We start from the raw sequence: 17,668 nt of genomic DNA, 5'->3' as shown, positions 1-17,668 counted from the left end.
GCTCATTGCTTGCGGCCCGACCAGTCGCGCGCGAACTGCCACGCCACGCGGCCCGAGCGTGAACCGCGCTCGAGCGCCCAGACCAGCGCGTCGCCGCGCGCGCTTTCGATTTCGGCCGTTTCGCAACCGAAGTGCTTCAGCCAGTGGCTGACGATCGTCAGATAGTCGTCCTGCTTGAACGGATAAAAGCTCACCCACAGCCCGAAACGCTCGGACAACGAAATCTTCTCTTCGACGACTTCGCCCGGATGAATCTCGCCGTCGGGCATGTGCTTGTACGACTCGTTGTCGCTCATGTACTCGGGCAGCAGATGGCGGCGGTTCGACGTCGCGTAGATCAGCACGTTGTCCGACTGGGCGGCCACTGATCCGTCGAGCGCGACCTTCAGCGCCTTATAGCCCGATTCGCCTTCCTCGAACGACAAATCGTCGCAGAACACGATGAAGCGCTCGGGCCGCGCCGAGATCAGGTCGACGATATCGCCGAGATCGTGGAGATCGTCCTTGTCGACTTCGATCAGACGCAGGCCGTCTTTCGCGTACGCGTTCAGGCAGGCCTTGATGAGCGAGGACTTGCCCGTTCCGCGCGCGCCCGTCAGCAGCACGTTGTTGGCCGGCAGCTTGTTCACGAACTGCCGCGTGTTTTGCTCGATGAGCCCTTTCTGGCGATCGATGTTCTGCAGGTCGTCGAGCGAAATATCTGAGATGGCCGGCACCGGCTGCAAGAAGCCGCGCCCCTGCCGCTTGCGCCACCGGAAAGCCACCGCGGATTGCCAGTCGATATCGGGCGCGGCAGGCGGCAGCATGCCTTCGATACGCGCCAGAACCGCTTCGGCGCGCGTGAGAAATTGTTCGAGTTTGTCCATGTCTCTTTCTTTGCGCGCCGGTTCAGCGCGCGTTACGAGCGGTAATCGGCGTTGATGCTGACGTAATCGTGCGAGAGATCGCAGGTCCAGACGGTTGCCTCGGCGTTGCCACGGCCGAGCACGACGCGAATCGCAATTTCGCTTTTCTTCATCACGCGCTGGCCGTCTTCTTCGCGATAGTCGGGATTGCGCCCGCCGGCCTTTGCGACGAGCACGTCGTCGAGATACAGGTCGATCTTGCCGACGTCGAGGTCCGTGACGCCCGCATAGCCGATGGCGGCCAGGATACGGCCGAGGTTCGGATCGGATGCGTAGAACGCGGTCTTGACGAGCGGCGAATGACCGATCGCGTAGGCGATCTGGCGGCATTCAGCAACATCCTTGCCGCCTTCGACCGTGATCGTCATGAACTTCGTCGCGCCTTCGCCATCGCGCACGATCAGTTGCGCCAGTTCTTGCGCCACGGCCGTCACGGCGTCGCGCAGCGCAGCGTAGGCCGGCGCATCCGTCGACGTGATCGCGGGCAGGCTCGACTTGCCCGACGCGATGAGGATGAACGAATCGTTCGTGGAGGTATCGCCGTCGATGGTAATGCAGTTGAACGAGCGATCCGCCACGTGCTTCACGAGCTCGTCGAGCACCGGCTGCGCAACGGCGGCATCGAAGGCGAGGAAGCCGAGCATCGTCGCCATGTTCGGCTTGATCATGCCCGCGCCCTTGCTGATACCGGACAGCGTGACCGTATGACCGTCGATCTGCACTTGCCGCGACGACGCTTTCGGCAGCGTGTCGGTCGTCATGATGGCTTGCGCGGCGTCGAACCAGTGAGCGGGCTGCTGATTGGCGAGCGCGGCGGGCAGACCGGCTTTGAGGCGATCGATCGGCAGCGGCTCGAGAATCACGCCGGTCGAGAAAGGCAGAATCTGCTGCGGGTCGACGCCCGCGAGACGCCCGAGTTCGGCGCAGGTTTCGCGGGCGTGCGCCATGCCTGGCTCACCGGTACCCGCGTTCGCGTTGCCCGTGTTGACGACCAGCGCGCGAATGCCCTTGCCCCCGGCGCGCACCGCGTCCAGGTGTTCGCGGCACACCGTCACCGGCGCGGCGCAGAAGCGGTTTTGCGTGAACACGCCCGCGACGGTCGCGCCTTCATCGACGCGAATCACGAGCACGTCCTTGCGATTGGGCTTGCGGATGTTCGCTTCGGCCCAGCCTAGCGTGACGCCTGGAACCGGATGCAGCGCGGCGGGATCGATCGAGGGGAAGTTGACAGCCATGTTCGCGACTCGCTGATGGTGGCGAGTGCCGGCCCGATGCGCCGGCACGCTGTGAAAGACTGACGCCGCCTGAAGCTGTGATGCTGCGGACGGCGCCGTGAAACGCTCGGGGCACGCAGCGCGGCCCGGTTGAGACCTGCAAAGACAAACGACGCATTGCTGCGTCGCTCGTCCGTTTTGTCGATCAGAAAGCGCTTATGCCAGCTTTCCGTGACAGTTCTTGTACTTCTTCCCGCTGCCGCACGGGCACGGGTCGTTGCGGCCGACCTTCGGCACTTCCTCGGACGGGCGCGTGGCCACGGTGATGTCGTCGCTCGCCGCCATCGCCTGATTGACCATCTGCGCGGTAGCGGTCGCCGCAGCGGCGGCTGCGGGCGTAGCGGCCGGCGCGGCGGCCGCGTTGAAGTCCGCGTGCGTGAACGACACGTTCTCCAGATGGCTGCCCTTCTCTTCGTACTGCTCGGCGGCTTCTTCCAGTTGCTCCGGCGACTGGATCTGCACGTTCATCACAACGCGCGTGACTTCCTGCTTCACGGAATCGAGCATCGCGGCGAAGAGTTCGAACGCCTCGCGCTTGTATTCCTGCTTCGGATTCTTCTGCGCATAGCCGCGCAGATGGATGCCCTGACGCAGATGATCGAGCGCGGCCAAATGCTCGCGCCAGCGGCTGTCGAGCGTCTGCAGCATGATCGAGCGTTCGAATGCGCTGAACGATTCGCGGCCCACGAGCGCGACCTTCGCCTCGTACGCTTCGTCAGCGGCGGAAAGCACGGCTTCGGAGATTTCCTCGGCGCCGATGGAGTTCGACTCGTTGATCATCTCCTGAATGGCCAGATCCAGCGACCATTCGTTGCGCAGCACTTCCTCGAGTTCCGGCGCGTCCCACTGTTCTTCGATACTGCCCGCCGGAACGAACGTGCGCACGAGATCGCTGATCACGCCGTGACGCATCGCGGCGATGGTCTCCTGCACGTCGTTCGCTTCGAGCAACTCGTTGCGCTGCTGATAGATGACCTTGCGCTGATCGTTGGCGACGTCGTCGTATTCGAGCAGTTGCTTGCGGATGTCGAAGTTGCGCGCTTCGACCTTGCGCTGCGCGCCTTCGATCGACCGCGTGACCATGCCGGCTTCGATCGGCTCGCCTTCCGGCATCTTCAGGCGGTCCATGATCGCGCGAACGCGGTCGCCCGCGAAGATGCGCAGGAGCGGATCGTCCAGCGAGAGATAGAAACGCGAAGAGCCCGGATCGCCCTGACGGCCCGCGCGGCCGCGCAACTGGTTGTCGATACGGCGCGATTCGTGACGCTCCGTGCCGATGATATGCAGCCCGCCCGCAGCCTTCACGTGGTCGTGCAGCGTCTGCCATTCGTCGTGCAGCTTCTGGATGCGCGCGGCTTTTTCTTCTTCGGGAATCGAAAGATCCGCCTCGATGAACGACGCCTGTTTCTCGACGTTGCCGCCGAGCACGATGTCCGTGCCGCGACCCGCCATGTTCGTCGCAATGGTCACGACGCCCGGCCGGCCCGCTTCAGCGACGATCGCCGCTTCGCGTGCGTGCTGCTTCGCGTTGAGCACTTCGTGACGCACGCCCGCCTGCGTCAGCAAGCCGGACAGCAACTCCGACGCTTCGATCGACGTGGTGCCGACGAGCGTCGGCTGGCCGCGCTCGACGCAATCGCGGATATCGCGAATGACGGCGTCGTAACGTTCCTTCGACGTCTTGTAGATCTGGTCCTGCTTGTCGACGCGCTTCGGCGGACGGTTCGTCGGAATCACGACCGTTTCGAGGCCGTAGATTTCCTGGAATTCGTACGCTTCGGTGTCCGCCGTGCCGGTCATGCCGGACAGCTTCGAATACATGCGGAAGTAGTTCTGCAGCGTGATCGAGGCGAGCGTCTGGTTCTCCGCCTGAATCTGCACGTGCTCCTTCGCTTCGACGGCCTGATGCAAGCCGTCCGACCAGCGGCGGCCGGTCATCATGCGGCCCGTGAATTCGTCGACGATCACGACTTCGCCGTTCTGCACCACGTAATGCTGATCGCGATGGAAGAGCGTATGCGCGCGCAGTGCCGCATAGATGTGATGCATCAGCGTGATGTTCTGCGGCGCGTAGACACTTTCGCCTTCGCCGATCAGGCCCCATTCTACGAGCAGACGCTCCGCCTTCTCGTGGCCCGACTCGGTCAGGAACACCTGACGCGCTTTCTCATCGAGCGTGTAGTCGCCCGGCTTCTCGACGCCCGTGCCGTCCGCCTTCTCTTCGCCGATCTGCATTTCGAGCAGCGGCGGCAGCGCGTTCATGCGCACGTAGAGGTCGGTGTGGTCTTCGGCCTGGCCGGAGATGATGAGCGGCGTACGCGCTTCGTCGATGAGAATCGAGTCCACTTCGTCGACGATCGCGAAATTGAGCGGCCGCTGCACGCGCGCATCGGTCTCGTAGACCATGTTGTCGCGCAGATAGTCGAAGCCGAACTCGTTGTTCGTGCCGTAGGTGATGTCGGCTGCGTAGGCTTCCTGCTTTTGCGCGTGCTGCATCTGCGACAGATTCACGCCGCACGAGAGCCCGAGGAAGTTGTACAGGCGAGCCATCCATTCGGCGTCGCGCTGGGCGAGGTAGTCGTTCACCGTCACGACGTGCACGCCCCGGCCCGACAGCGCGTTCAGATACGCCGCGAGCGTGGCGACGAGCGTCTTGCCCTCGCCTGTGCGCATTTCGGCGATCTTGCCGTAGTGCAGGACCATGCCGCCGATCAACTGAACGTCGAAGTGGCGCATCTTCAAGACGCGCCGGCTCGCCTCGCGACAGACGGCGAAGGCTTCGGGCAAAAGCACGTCGAGCGACTCGCCGCCGGCGACGCGCTTGCGGAACTCGTCCGTCTTCGCGCGCAACTGATCGTCCGAATATTTCTCGACGGTCGGCTCGAGGGCATTGATCGCCGCAACGGTCTTTTGGTACTGCTTGATCAGCCGCTGATTGCGGCTGCCAAAAATCTTCTGAAGGAAACCGGTCGTCATCGGATCAGTGTCTGCGTCGCGGCTTCGGAGGACGACAGTTTAAACCTGCGTCCGGGCTCGAAAAACCTCGGCGACTTAAGTCCATTGGGTGAAATTCGAATCGGGAATTTTAGCACGCGAGTCAAGCACGCCTTGCGTCGGCGTGGGCTCGCGGACGTCGGCGGAACGCGACAGTCAACCGCTTGAAAGCTCGGCTGCGCGGGCGTCGGTACAAGGCATCCGGGCGTTCCGGGCGGCGGGCTCGCGGTACAATCGATGGGTCGCGTCATGCGTCCGTCGATTAAAAAATGAGCCGTTTTTCTACAAATTCAAGGTATCCGCCCAGGCGGCTGGATCCGCGCCGGCCGCAAGCCGTCGCTGACGTGCTCGGCCGGACCGAAGCTTTCCGCGCATTGCGTGCGGGCGTTGAGCAAATGGCGGCGCTACAACGTGATCTGACGGCGCTTCTGCCAGACTATCTCGCCGCCAACATCGAACCCGGCTTCATCAAGGATGGCGTGCTCGCGCTCTTCGCCGCGCATAATGCGCTCGCGGCGCGTCTGCGTCACATGGAGCCGCGCCTACTTGCCGATCTTCAGCAACGCGGCTGGGCGGTCGATTCGCTGCGAATCCGCGTGCGTCCGCAAGCGGTGAGAGAAGCCGCGCCGCCGAAGCAGGCGCGCATGTCGGCGGCGGGGGCATCGGCATTGCATGAACTGGCTGAGTCGCTGGCGCCGTCGCCGCTGCAGGAGGCGCTCGCGCGCATGGCCGCGCGCCACCAGGGCCGCGGACAAAAAAAATGAGCGGCGCTTTCGCTGCCGCTCACCTTGTTCCGCTTGCCGCTTTCCGCTTTCCGCTTGCCGCCCGCCGATGGTCAGGCGAATGCGGTCTGCGTATCGAACGCGAAACCGCGTGGCGCTTTCTGCGTGTCGTCGAACGTGACGATTTCATAGGCGTCTTCGTTCGCCAGCAGTTCGCGCAGCAGCATGTTGTTCATCGCGTGGCCGCCCTTGTACGCCTTGTACGCCGCCAGCAACGGATGTCCGGCTACATACAGGTCGCCGATGGCGTCGAGCACCTTGTGCTTAACGAACTCGTCGTCATAGCGCAGGCCGTCGTTATTCAGGATGCGGTACTCGTCCAGCACGATCGCGTTGTCCATGCTGCCGCCGCGTGCGAGGCCCAGTTCGCGCATCATTTCGACTTCGTGCGCAAAACCGAACGTGCGTGCGCGCGCGATTTCGCGAACGTACGACGTCGTCGCGAAGTCCACTTCCAGTGCCTGCCCCGTCTTGTCGACGGCGGGATGACGGAAGTCGATGGTGAAGCTCAGCTTGAAACCGAAGAAGGGCTCGAGGCGCGCGAACTTGTCGCCGTCGCGCACTTCCACCGGCTTCCTGACCTTGATGAATTTCTTCGGCGCGTTCTGCTCTTCGATACCCGCCGACTGAATCAGAAACACGAAGGAAGCAGCGCTGCCGTCCATGATCGGAATCTCTTCGGCGGTTACATCGACGTACAAGTTGTCGATGCCCAGACCCGCGCACGCCGACATCAGGTGCTCGATGGTCGACACGCGCGCGCCGTCCTTCTGCAACACCGATGCGAGCCGGGTGTCGCCGATCGCCATGGCCGAGACCGGAATGTCTACCGGCTGCGGCAGGTCGACCCGCGAGAAGACGATGCCCGTCCCCGCCGGCGCCGGTCGCAGCGTCAGATCGACCTTGCGGCCGGAGTGAAGGCCGATTCCCACGGTTTTGACGACGGTCTTGATTGTTCGCTGCTTCAACATGATTTTAGTCCGATAGCATTCCCGATAAAGAGAATTAATCGCACGCAGAATTCTAATAGATCGAAGTATACTCGATTCGGAACATTTCGTCCCAAACCAAGGCGTATCAACTGTTTCCCTGTGTTACGCCGCGATGTCGGGCGAGTCAAGTGAAACGGGCCGATGGCCGGAATGGAGGCATTTCCGGTCATCGGCCCTAAGTTGTCGCCGATTGCGAGGACGTCTTTCAGCGTTGCGTAACTACAACGACACGCAACGCGACGCCACTGCCATCAGTTCAACGTCGCCAGGATGCTTCGAGCGTCGCTGACTTCGAACTTGCCGGGCGCTTCGACAGCGAGCGTCTTGACCACGCCGTTGTCGACCACCATCGCGTAGCGCTGGGAACGAATTCCCATGCCGCGCTCGGTCAAATCCTGATCCAGTCCGAGTGCCTGAGTGAAACGCGCACTGCCGTCCGCAATCATCTTCACCTTGCCCGCGGTTTGAAGATCGCGTCCCCACGCGTTCATCACGAACGCGTCGTTGACGGAAACGCACCAGATTTCGTCGATGCCCGCGGCGAACAACTCATCCGCTGCGTCGACGTAGCCCGGCACGTGCCTGGCGGAGCACGTTGGCGTGAACGCGCCCGGCAATCCGAAGATCACCACGCGCTTGCCTGCGGCCCGCTCGCGCGCCGGGAACCCGTTCGGTCCCACGGCACAGCCCTCGCTCGCCACTTCGATGAACTCGAAGAGACGCGCATCAGGCAACGTTTCACCCACTTCGATCATGCTCGGTCCTTCCCTCGTCAGTGCCCGGACATCCCTGGCGCTCATTCGTCCCGCAGTGCCACCGATGCGTGCTTCGACGGTTCAGGTTTCATTTGCCTTCGGCAAATTCGCGGGCGGCTGGCCACGGCCTGGCGTCGTTACTTCGACGCGGCCTTGGACAGTCGCCCCACGCGAAACCTGCATCGCCGGTTCACGCTCGACGTGCCTGCGGTGGCTGGACTGCTCGTGCCAGCAACCGAAAGGCGCGGGGCCTGTCAGTCCGCTTGCTTGCGCAGGAACGCGGGGATGTCGTACGTATCGACACCCTTCTCCTGCAATGCCTGCACATGCGATGCCGCGGTTTCACGCGTCGAGCGCCACACTGCCGGCGTATCGAGTTGACCGTAGTCCGTCGTCTGACCGTGCTGCGGCGCGTAGTTGCCATGCGCTGCATGCGCGACCGGCTGATTGTCGGTGCCGGTGCGCAGAAGCGTCATCGGCGCTTGCTGCTGCTTCTTCGCCGCACGGCCGAGGCCCGTCGCAACCACCGTCACGCGCAGGGCATCGCCCATTGCGTCGTCGTACACGGCGCCGAAAATCACCGTGGCGTCGTCGGCTGCGTAGGACTTGATCGTGTTCATCACTTCGCGCGTTTCAGACAGACGCAGCGAACGGCTCGACGTGATGTTCACCAGCACGCCGCGCGCACCCGACAGGTCCACGCCTTCGAGCAGCGGGCTCGCCACGGCCTGTTCAGCCGCGAGACGCGCACGATCGACGCCGGCGACCGTCGCCGTGCCCATCATGGCCTTGCCCTGCTCGCCCATCACCGTCTTCACGTCTTCGAAGTCGACGTTGACGAGACCATCGACATTGATTATCTCAGCGATGCCCGCGACGGCGTTGTTCAGCACGTCGTCCGCGCACTGGAAGCACTTGTCCATCTCGGCATCGTCGCCCATCACTTCGAAGAGCTTGTCGTTCAGCACGACGATCAGCGAATCGACGTGATCTTCCAGTTGCTGCGAGCCGGCTTCAGCGACGCGCATGCGGCGGCCGCCTTCGAACTCGAACGGCTTGCTGACGACGCCGACCGTCAGAATGCCCATTTCCTTCGCAATCTGCGCGACGACCGGCGCCGCGCCCGTACCCGTGCCGCCACCCATGCCCGCGGTGATGAACACCATATGGGCGCCACGCAGCGCGTCGGCGATGCGCTCGCGTGCATCTTCCGCCGCTTCCTTACCCTTCTCCGGCTTGGCGCCTGCGCCCAGGCCGGTCATGCCCAGTTGCAGGACCGCCGGCGCGCGCGAGCGAGCCAACGCCTGCGCGTCGGTGTTCATTACGATGAAATCGACGCCTTGCACACCCCGATTGATCATGTGCTGAACGGCGTTGCCGCCCGCACCGCCAACTCCGACCACCTTGATGATCGTTCCGTTGGTTTCCGTTTCCAGCATTTCGAAATCCATGTTGCCTCCGTCAAGAATGAAGATCGGCGTTATCCGGTGAGAGATCGGGCAACCTCTCGCCGCGCGCTAGCCGCCGGTACCGGCGCGAATTATATTCACTGCTTACATAAATTTGTTCGTACTGCTGTGCTGCGCTCGGGCTTTAGAAGTTTCCGAGGAACCAGTCCTTCATTCGCGTGAGCACTTGCCCCATCGATCCGTTCTGCACCGCGACCTTGCGGCCGCGCATGCGCTGCGAGCGTCCTTCGGCGAGCAGGCCCATCGCGGTCGAGTAGCGCGGGTTGCGCACGACATCCGCGAGACCGCCTGCATACTCCGGCACGCCAATGCGCACGGGCTTCAGGAAGATGTCTTCGCCGAGCTCGACCATGCCGGGCATCATCGCCGCGCCGCCGGTCAGCACGACGCCGCTCGACAGCAGCTCTTCGTAGCCGGATTCGCGCACGACCTGCTGCACGAGCGAGAACAGTTCTTCGACGCGCGGCTCGACCACCGCCGCCAGCGCCTGGCGCGACAACGTGCGCGGACCGCGTTCGCCGAGGCCCGGCACTTCGATCATTTCGTCCGGATCGGCGAGCGCCTGCTTCGCGATGCCGTAGCTCACCTTGATGTCTTCCGCGTCGGGCGTCGGCGTGCGAAGCGCCATGGCGACGTCGCTCGTGATCTGGTCGCCGGCGATCGGAATCACCGCCGTATGACGGATCGCGCCTTCGCTGAAGATCGCGATATCGGTCGTGCCGCCGCCGATATCGACGAGCACGACGCCCAGCTCCTTCTCGTCCTCGGTCAGCACCGCGAGCGACGACGCAAGCGGTTGCAGAATGAGGTCGTTCACCTCGAGCCCGCAGCGGCGCACGCACTTGACGATGTTCTGCGCCGCGCTCACCGCGCCCGTGACGATATGCACCTTCACTTCGAGGCGGATGCCGCTCATGCCGATCGGCTCGCGCACGTCCTCCTGCCCGTCGATGATGAATTCCTGCGTCAGGATATGCAGCACCTGCTGATCGGTCGGGATGTTGATGGCCTTCGCCGTCTCGATCACGCGCGCGACATCGGTCTGCGTCACTTCCTTGTCCTTGATCGCGACCATTCCGCTCGAATTGAAGCTGCGGATGTGACTGCCCGCGATGCCGGTGAAGACGTTGGTGATCTTGCAATCCGCCATCAGCTCGGCTTCCTCGAGCGCGCGCTGAATGGATTGCACCGTGGCCTCGATATTGACCACGACGCCCTTCTTCAACCCCTTCGAGTCGCTCTGACCGAGTCCGATCACCTCGTAGTGGCCCTCGCCCTTCAATTCGGCGACGATCGCGACCACCTTCGACGTTCCGATGTCGAGGGAAACCAGCAGGTCTTTGTAGTCTTTGCTCATAGCGTGCTCATGCCTGTGATGTCTGCTTACTTCTTGGCCTTGTCGGTGTCGTTGATGAAGCGCATGCTGGCGGCGCGTATCGCGAAGCCATTGGGGTAACGCAAATCCGCATATTCGATCTCCTTGCCCCACCGCCCCGTCACGGAGGGCCACGATGCGACGAACCGCCTGGTGCGGTCATACAACGTGTCCTGATTGCGCTCGCGACCGAGCTCGATCTGCGTGCCGTTCGAGAGCTTGACTGTCCACGCGAAGCGCGGCGACAGCGTCACTTCCTCGGGCTGCGCATCGAGCGGCGCAAACCACTTCTGAAAATCGTGATAACGCGCGACGACTTCCTTCGCCGTGCCTTCCGGACCGTCGAACGCGGGCAGGTCGTCGTCGAGCTCGCCCTGGTTCGCGGTGAAAAGCTCGCCGTCGACGCTCACCAGTTGATCGTTGCCCCACGTGCCGAGCGGCTTGTACTCCTCGAGCGTCACCGCGAGGGCGTTCGGCCATACGCGGCGCACGCTCGCATGACGCACCCACGGCATCTGTTCGAACGCGGTCCGCGCGGTATCGAGATCGACGGTAAAGAAGTTGCCCTTCAAATGCCCGACCACGCTCGCACGCACCGTCGGCGTATTGATGTGCTGCGTGTCGCCGTCGATCTGAATTTCGCGCAGGCGGAACTCGGGACGCTGGATCGCCCATACGCCCGCGGCGCATAGCAGCATCAGCACGAGCATGGCGTGCAGCGCGCTGGCGGCGAGGTTCATCTGGCGAACGTTGTTCCACATGGCTCGTGCTTCGTCTTGTTCCGTTGATCCTGCGTTAGCTCGTAAGCGTGAGCGACAACACCTTCACGACCAGGTCCTTGTAGCTGATGCCGACCGCCCGCGCGGCCTTTGGCGGCAGCGAGTGATCGGTCATGCCGGGCGCGGTGTTCACTTCGAGGAAGTACGGGTTGCCGTCCGCGTCCAGCATGAAATCGGCGCGGCCCCAGTCGGTGCAACCGAGCATGTCGAACGCGCGCTGCGTCAACTGCTTCATGCGCGTTTCCTCCGCGTCCGTCAGGCCGCAGGGAATCAGGTATTGCGTGTCGTCGGCGACGTACTTCGCGTGGTAGTCGTAGAACTCGCCCGCCGGAATGATCCGGATGACCGGCAAGTCGAGATCGCCCGCGATGCAGCACGTGTACTCGCCACCGCCTTCGATGCTCTTCTCGACGATCACGATCTTGTCGAACTGCGCGGCCTGCTCCAGCGCCGGCACAAGCGACTCCGCGTTCTTCACCTTGATGACCGCGACGCTCGATCCTTCGCTCGCGGGCTTCACGAAGAGCGGCAGGCCGAGCCTGGCGACGATGTCCTGCGCGCGCGATGCATAGTCGTCGCCGCGCACGACGGTCTCGAACGGCGGCGTCGGGATGCCGGTCTGCTGCCAAACGAGCTTCGTGCGCAGCTTGTCCATGCCGAGCGCGGACCCGAGCACGCCGCTGCCGGTGTACCGGATGCCGTAGAAGTCCAGCGCGCCCTGCAACTGGCCGTTCTCTCCATAACCGCCATGCAGCGCGATGAACGCGCGCTCGAAGCCTTCGGCTTTCAGATCGGAGAGCGGACGCTCGGCGGGATCGAACGGATGCGCGTCGACGTCGGCGTCGCGCAGTCCTTCGAGCACGAGCCGGCCCGAATTGAGCGAGACTTCGCGCTCCGCGGAATTTCCGCCGAGAAGCACGGCCACTTTGCCGAAGACTTTCGGATCGATGTTGTTCACTGTGTTGCTCATTGCGTCGCTCATTGCTGTCATCACTGCGGCTGGCTCTGCGCGAGCCGTCCGCATACACCGCCGATGGAACCCGCGCCCATCGTGATCACTACGTCGCCATTGCGCGCGATGGTCGTCAGCGCGTCGGGCACCTCATCCACCGTTTCGACGAACACCGGCTCGACCTTCCCGGCGACGCGGATCGCACGCGCGAGCGCGCGGCCATCGGCGGCGACGATCGGCGCTTCGCCGGCTGCGTAGACATCGGTGAGGACGAGAGCGTCGACCGTCGAGAGCACCTTGACGAAGTCCTCGAAGCAGTCGCGGGTGCGCGTGTAGCGATGCGGCTGGAATGCAAGCACGAGACGCCGGTCGGGAAATGCGCCGCGCGCCGCCGCGACCGTCGCGGCCATTTCCACCGGGTGATGACCGTAGTCGTCGATCAACGTGTACGCGCCTTCGTTGTCAGTCGTCTTCACTTCGCCGTAGCGCTGGAAGCGCCGGCCGACACCGTTGAAGTCGGCGAGCGCCCTCTGGATATCGGCATCCGCAACTTCGAGTTCAGTCGCAATCGCGATGGCCGCGAGCGCGTTCTGCACGTTGTGCAGGCCGGGCAGGTTCAGCACGATATCGAGCGGCGGCGCGTCTTCGCGCATCGTCGTGAAATGCATGCGGCCGCCGCGCGCCTCGATGTTCACCGCGCGCACTTGCGCTTCCGCGCCGATGCCATAGCGGATGATCGGCTTCGACACGAACGGCAGGATTTCGCGCACGTTCGGGTCGTCGACGCACAGCACCGCGATGCCATAGAACGGCAGCCGGTGCGTGAACTCGATGAACGCCTGCTTGAGCCGCGCGAAGTCGTGGCCGTAGGTGTCCATGTGATCGGCGTCGATGTTCGTGATGACTTCGATCACCGGGAAAAGATTCAGGAACGACGCATCCGATTCGTCCGCTTCCGCGACGATGAAATCGCCCGTGCCGAGCCGCGCGTTCGCGCCGGCGCTGATCAGCCGCCCGCCGATCACGAAGGTCGGATCGAGCCCGCCTGCGGCGAGCACGCTCGCAACGAGCGACGTGGTCGTGGTCTTGCCATGCGTGCCCGCAATCGCGATGCCCTGCTTCAGGCGCATCAGTTCCGCGAGCATCACAGCGCGCGGCACGATCGGCACGCGGCGATGGCGCGCGGCGAGCACTTCGGGATTGTCGGGCCGCACGGCCGTCGATACGACGACCGCATTCGCGCCTTCGATGTTCTCTTCGCGATGACCGATCTCGACACGCGCGCCGAGCGCACGCAGCCGCTCCGTAACCGCGTTTTGCGAGAGGTCCGAACCGCTGACCTGATAACCGAGATTGAGCAGCACTTCAGCGATGCCGCTCATCCCCGCTCCGCCGATGCCGACGAAGTGAATGTGCTTGACGATATGTTTCATGTCTTAATGTGCCTCCCGAGCTTGCGCGTTCAGACGCGCGCCGGCCACGTCGGCGCAGATGCTCGCGACCCGTTCGGTCGCGTCCGGCTTCGCCAGCGCGCGCGAGCGCACGGCCATTTCGGCGAGCGTCTCCCGCGACTGCGCACGCAACCAGCCGGCGAGCTTTTCCGCCGACAAATCGCGTTGTTGTATCAATTCAGCAGCGCCGTTCCTTGCGAGGAACGCGCCGTTGGTCGTCTGGTGATCGTCGACGGCGAACGGGAACGGCACGAAGAGCGCGGCCACGCCGACCGCCGCGATTTCCGAAACCGTCATCGCGCCCGAGCGGCAGATCACGAGATCGGCGGATGCGTAAGCACTTGCCATGTCCTCGATGAACGGCACAAGTTGCAAGTCCTCACCGCGCGCCAAACCCGCCGCCGCGTAGTTCGCTTCCAATGCTTCGATGTGCTTTGCGCCCGCCTGATGCACGATGCGCGGACGAACATCGGCGGGAAGCAATGCAAGCGCTTTCGGCACCGTTTCGTTCAGCGCGGCAGCGCCAAGACTTCCGCCGACCACGAGCACGTTCAGCTTTCCCGAGCGAGCGGTGTAGCGTTCTTTGGGCGGCAATGTCTCGTTAAGTTCCGCACGAATCGGATTGCCGGTCCATTCGGCATTCGGCAACGCATCGGGGAACGCGACGAGCACGCGCTTCGCAAGATGCGCGAGCACCTTGTTTGCTAGGCCCGCGATCGAATTCTGTTCGTGCAGCACGAGCGGACAGCCCGCGAGCTTCGTCATGACGCCCGCCGGGAACGTGATGTAGCCGCCCATGCCGAGCACGACGTCCGGCCTGACCTGGCGCAGCACGCGCAGACTTTGCGAACACGCGCGCAGCAGATTCACGGGCAGCATCAGCTTGGTCTTGATGCCCTTGCCGCGCACGCCGCCGAAGCGCACCGCTTCCATCGGAATGCCGTGCTTCGGGACGAGCGTCGCTTCCATGCCGCTCGCGTTGCCGAGCCACACGACGCGCCATCCGCGCGCCTGCATCCAGTGCGCAACGGCCAGCCCCGGAAACACGTGGCCGCCGGTGCCGCCGGCCATGACCATCAGCGTGCGGTTGTTCTGCGCGGTCATACCTTTCCTCCGCGCATCAGTACGCGATTCTCATAGTCGACGCGCAGCAGTACCGCCAGCGCGACGCAGTTCAGCAAGATGCCCGAGCCGCCGTAGGAAACGAGCGGCAGCGTGAGACCTTTGGTCGGCAAGAGGCCGAGGTTCACGCCCATGTTGATGAAGGTCTGCGCGCCGAACCAGATGCCGACGCCCTTCGCCATCAGGCCCGCGAACGTGCGGTCGAGCGCGAGCGCCTGACGGCCGATTTCGAACGCGCGGCGCACGATCCAGTAGAACAGCAGAATGACGCAGATGACGCCGACGAACCCCAGTTCTTCGCCGATCACCGCGAGGATGAAGTCGGTATGCGCTTCGGGCAGATAGTTGAGCTTCTCGACACTGCCGCCCAGTCCGACGCCGAACCATTCGCCACGCCCGAACGCGATGAGCGAGTGCGTCAGTTGATACGCCTTGCCTTGCGCGTAACGGTCGTCCCACGGATCGAGATAAGCGAAGATCCGCTCGCGACGCCACGGCGACAGCCACACGAGCATCGCGAACGTGCCCACCGCCGTCAGCACGAGGCCGCCGAACAGCTTGCCGTTCACGCCGCCGAGGAACAGCACGCCCATTGCGATCGCGGCGATCACCATGAACGCGCCCATGTCCGGTTCGAGCAGAAGCAGCGCGCCGACCGCGCCGACCGCGACGGCCATCGGCAGAAAGCCCTTGCCGAAGCTATGCATGAACTCCTGCTTGCGGACCGTGTAGTTCGCGGCGTAAATCGTGACCGCGAGCTTCATGATCTCCGACGGCTGCATGTTCGAAATTCCAAGCGGAATCCAGCGGCGCGCGCCGTTCACGCCCTTGCCGATGTGCGGAATCAGCACGATGATCAATAGCACGAGCGCGAGCAGAAACAGCTTCGGCGCGTACTTTTCCCACGTCTTCACCGGAATCTTGAAGGCGATGACCGCGCCGACGAGCGCCGTCGTGACCGACACGAGGTGACGCACGAGGAAGTGATAGTCGCGGTATTGCGCGTACTTTGGCGAATCGGGCATGGCGATCGACGCCGAATACACCATCACGATGCCGAGACCGAGCAGCGCGATCATCACCCACAGCAGCGAATAATCGTAGTCGAGCATGCGCGAGCGCGCGGGACGCACGCCGTTGACCGCGCTCGAAATGCCGTCTGCGCTCTCCGTGCGGCGGACACGCGCGCTCGCGCCTGAAACTCCGGCGAGCGAGTCGTTTGCCACCGCGTTGCGCTGGCCGGTCAGTTTCGATCCGAAGCGTTCCGACCAGCTCATAGCATCACTCCCCGCGCTGCGGCGATTTCTTCGACCGCGCCACGAAACACGTCGGCGCGGTGTGCATAGTTCCTGAACATGTCGAGGCTCGCGCAGGCTGGCGAGAGCAACACCGCGTCGCCGGCTTCCGCGATGCGCGCGGCGGCGTGCGTCGCGGCTTCGAGCGTCGCGTGATGTTCGAGCGCGACGCCCGTCGATGCGAGCGTCTCGCGGATGCGCGGCGCGTCACGGCCGATCAGCATCACCGCGCGAGCCCAGCGCGCGACCGGCGCTTCGAGCGGCGAGAAGTCCTGGCCCTTGCCATCGCCGCCGGCGATCAGCACGACGCGCTGCGCGAGGCCATCGAGCGCGGCGACCGTTGCGCCGACGTTGGTGCCCTTGCTGTCGTCGACGTAATCGACGCCGTCGATCTGAGCGATCACTTCCACGCGATGCGGCTCGCCCCGGTACTCACGCAGGCCGTGCAGCAACGCGGCGAGCGGCAGGTCGATGGCGCGCGCGAGCGCCAGCGCGGCGAGCGCGTTGGCGGCGTTATGCAGGCCGCGAATGCGCAGCGCATCGGCCGGCATGAGGCGCTTCGCGACCACGTTTGGCGCGGCCGCTTCCTGCTTGCGACGGCGCGATGTCGCCGGTTCGCTGGCGGCGTCGCGATCGATGCCTTGCGCGAGCCACGCGATGCCGTTGTCGCGCAGCAAGCCGTAGTCGCCGAGAGTCGACGGTTCATCGAGGCCGAAGGTCACGACGCGGCCCGGCGCAACGTTGGCCGCGAGCGCCATCGTGCGGGCGTCGTCGCGATTCAGCACGCGCGTGGTGCGCGGGCCGAAGATGCGGCCTTTCGCGGCGGCGTAGGCATCGAGACCGCCGTGCCAGTCGAGATGATCCTGCGTGATGTTGAGCACCGCGGCGGCATCCGGCTCGAAGGTATGCGCGGTTTCGAGCTGGAAGCTCGACAACTCGAGCACCCACACATCGGGCAATGCGGTTTGATCGATGGCTTCCGCGAGCTTGTCGAGCATCGCCGGGCTGATGTTGCCCGCCACTGCCACGCGCTTGCCCGCGCGCTCGCACAGAAGACCGGTGAGCGCGGTCGTCGTGGTCTTGCCGTTCGTGCCGGTGATCGCGAGCACCTTCGGCTGATAGCCGTTCACGGCGAGTCCGGCGAGCGCCTGCGCGAAGAGTTCCAGTTCGCCCCATACGGGGATGCCGCGTTCTTTCGCCGCGGCGACGAGCGGCGCGAGATCCGGCGCGAGCGGCGACAGACCCGGGCTCACGGCGACGAGTTCGATACCGCCGTCGAGCAGTTCGGTCGTGAACGCGCCGCCGACGAAGTCCGCATCGATGTTGTGGATGACGAGCTCGGACAGGTTCGGCGGATTCTCGCGCGTGTCGGCGATCCGCAGGCGGCAGCCGTGCCTGGCGCACCAACGCGCCATCGCGAGGCCGGATTCACCGAGCCCCAGCACGAGCACCATCGGACTTTGCCGACCGGAAAACTTCTCGCCAAACATCGCTTTACCTTTGATCTAAACCAGAGACAGATG

At 64.0% G+C, this 17,668-nt stretch carries 14 protein-coding genes; 1 reads left to right on the top strand and 13 read right to left on the bottom strand.

Annotation, left to right across the window (positions count from 1 at the left end; all coding sequences use genetic code 11):
* Positions 1–2: 2 nt before the first annotated feature.
* The 3 genes from LDZ21_RS02230 to secA form a co-directional block, all read right to left on the bottom strand.
* Positions 3–866, bottom strand: coding sequence for an ATP-binding protein (locus LDZ21_RS02230; RefSeq protein WP_244793986.1), 864 nt, complete (start codon positions 864–866; stop codon positions 3–5).
* Positions 867–898: 32 nt separating this feature from the next.
* Positions 899–2,140 (bottom strand): bifunctional glutamate N-acetyltransferase/amino-acid acetyltransferase ArgJ, encoded by a 1,242-nt coding sequence (gene argJ / locus LDZ21_RS02225; protein ID WP_244793984.1) that lies wholly within the window; start codon positions 2,138–2,140, stop codon positions 899–901.
* 195 nt (positions 2,141–2,335) lie between these two features.
* On the bottom strand, positions 2,336–5,155 hold the full coding sequence (gene secA / locus LDZ21_RS02220; protein WP_244793982.1) for a preprotein translocase subunit SecA: 2,820 nt from the start codon (positions 5,153–5,155) through the stop codon (positions 2,336–2,338).
* A gap of 287 nt (positions 5,156–5,442) precedes the next feature.
* Here secA and LDZ21_RS02215 point away from each other — a divergent pair, with 287 nt between their 5' ends.
* Entirely contained in the window at positions 5,443–5,937 is a 495-nt protein-coding gene (locus LDZ21_RS02215) for a DciA family protein (protein ID WP_244793980.1), read from the top strand.
* A 71-nt stretch (positions 5,938–6,008) separates the two neighbouring features.
* Here the strand turns inward: LDZ21_RS02215 and lpxC are convergent, their stop codons facing one another.
* From lpxC to murD, 10 genes are all read right to left on the bottom strand, one after another.
* Entirely contained in the window at positions 6,009–6,926 is a 918-nt protein-coding gene (lpxC, locus tag LDZ21_RS02210; protein ID WP_244793978.1) for a UDP-3-O-acyl-N-acetylglucosamine deacetylase, read from the bottom strand.
* A 272-nt stretch (positions 6,927–7,198) separates the two neighbouring features.
* Positions 7,199–7,702: a peroxiredoxin gene (locus tag LDZ21_RS02205; RefSeq protein ID WP_244793976.1), complete on the bottom strand. Its 504-nt coding sequence runs from the start codon at positions 7,700–7,702 to the stop codon at positions 7,199–7,201.
* Positions 7,703–7,956: 254 nt separating this feature from the next.
* Complete coding sequence (gene ftsZ / locus LDZ21_RS02200; RefSeq protein WP_035966858.1) at positions 7,957–9,153, bottom strand: cell division protein FtsZ; 1,197 nt, start codon at positions 9,151–9,153, stop codon at positions 7,957–7,959.
* A gap of 142 nt (positions 9,154–9,295) precedes the next feature.
* Entirely contained in the window at positions 9,296–10,528 is a 1,233-nt protein-coding gene (gene ftsA, locus LDZ21_RS02195; protein ID WP_035966862.1) for a cell division protein FtsA, read from the bottom strand.
* 26 nt (positions 10,529–10,554) lie between these two features.
* Entirely contained in the window at positions 10,555–11,307 is a 753-nt protein-coding gene (locus tag LDZ21_RS02190; protein WP_035966865.1) for a cell division protein FtsQ/DivIB, read from the bottom strand.
* Positions 11,308–11,341: 34 nt separating this feature from the next.
* The gene (locus LDZ21_RS02185) at positions 11,342–12,283 is read right to left on the bottom strand and encodes a D-alanine--D-alanine ligase (protein ID WP_244794745.1); all 942 of its coding nucleotides are present in this window, start codon (positions 12,281–12,283) and stop codon (positions 11,342–11,344) included.
* A 32-nt stretch (positions 12,284–12,315) separates the two neighbouring features.
* Positions 12,316–13,710: a UDP-N-acetylmuramate--L-alanine ligase gene (murC, locus tag LDZ21_RS02180; protein ID WP_244793974.1), complete on the bottom strand. Its 1,395-nt coding sequence runs from the start codon at positions 13,708–13,710 to the stop codon at positions 12,316–12,318.
* Positions 13,711–13,713: 3 nt separating this feature from the next.
* The gene (gene murG, locus LDZ21_RS02175) at positions 13,714–14,832 is read right to left on the bottom strand and encodes an undecaprenyldiphospho-muramoylpentapeptide beta-N-acetylglucosaminyltransferase (RefSeq protein ID WP_244793972.1); all 1,119 of its coding nucleotides are present in this window, start codon (positions 14,830–14,832) and stop codon (positions 13,714–13,716) included.
* Positions 14,829–16,127: a putative lipid II flippase FtsW gene (ftsW, locus tag LDZ21_RS02170; protein WP_035966871.1), complete on the bottom strand. Its 1,299-nt coding sequence runs from the start codon at positions 16,125–16,127 to the stop codon at positions 14,829–14,831. The genes murG and ftsW overlap by 4 nt, the downstream gene beginning before the upstream one ends.
* The gene (gene murD, locus LDZ21_RS02165) at positions 16,124–17,635 is read right to left on the bottom strand and encodes a UDP-N-acetylmuramoyl-L-alanine--D-glutamate ligase (protein ID WP_244793970.1); all 1,512 of its coding nucleotides are present in this window, start codon (positions 17,633–17,635) and stop codon (positions 16,124–16,126) included. Before murD ends, ftsW begins: the two co-directional genes overlap by 4 nt.
* Between the last annotated feature and the right edge of the window lie 33 nt (positions 17,636–17,668).

The sequence above is a fragment of the Caballeronia grimmiae genome (assembly GCF_022879615.1).
GTDB classification, from domain to species: domain Bacteria; phylum Pseudomonadota; class Gammaproteobacteria; order Burkholderiales; family Burkholderiaceae; genus Caballeronia; species Caballeronia grimmiae.
This window is presented reverse-complemented; position numbering and strand designations above follow the sequence as displayed.